At 47.5% G+C, this 501-nt stretch carries 1 protein-coding gene; it reads right to left on the bottom strand.

The features are described from left to right. Positions 1–501: DUF2345 domain-containing protein (locus ACT3RN_RS16120; protein WP_444518869.1), on the bottom strand; the 501-nt coding region annotated here is incomplete at both ends.

Here is a 501-nt window from a genome sequence, read left to right as displayed (position 1 = left end):
GAGGATGACATATTCACATCTTGCTTTGCTGTCGCTTCAAGCTTCCCTGTATGCGCAGACAGCATAATATTGTCTTTGCCATTGGTCATACTGAATTGACCATCAGCAACCACTGTCAAAGACTCACTACTGACCTGATGATGCCCATCACCACTACTTACCATCATATCTTGCTGAGTGGTCGTTATCATCTCACCCATAGATCGTTGAATCAGCGTATCGTCACTGACATAGCTCGTATCAGCAGCGCCATCAATCAGCGTATAGGGCGCTTGTTGATGGGTTTTAGATTGCTGCTCCTCTGCGATAGTTTCTAACTGGGTCTTAATCGCTTTATGGTCATTGACCTGACGTCCCAGTCCCGTTGCCAATTGTGTTAAGCGCTCGGCTAAATGTTGACCACCGAGTGCCGTTTGAGTCAGAGTCGGGGTGTGCTGTTGATAGTTGTGCTGCTCAGATTGTGCATGGGTTTGCGGCTGGGTGGAGAATACTAAAGCTTCA

Origin of the sequence: Psychrobacter sp. AOP5-GZ1-6 (assembly GCF_052376345.1) — a bacterium.
Classification (GTDB): Bacteria; Pseudomonadota; Gammaproteobacteria; order Pseudomonadales; family Moraxellaceae; genus Psychrobacter.
The sequence above is the reverse complement of the archived record's forward strand: the minus strand, read 5'-3'. Positions and strand labels throughout refer to the sequence as shown.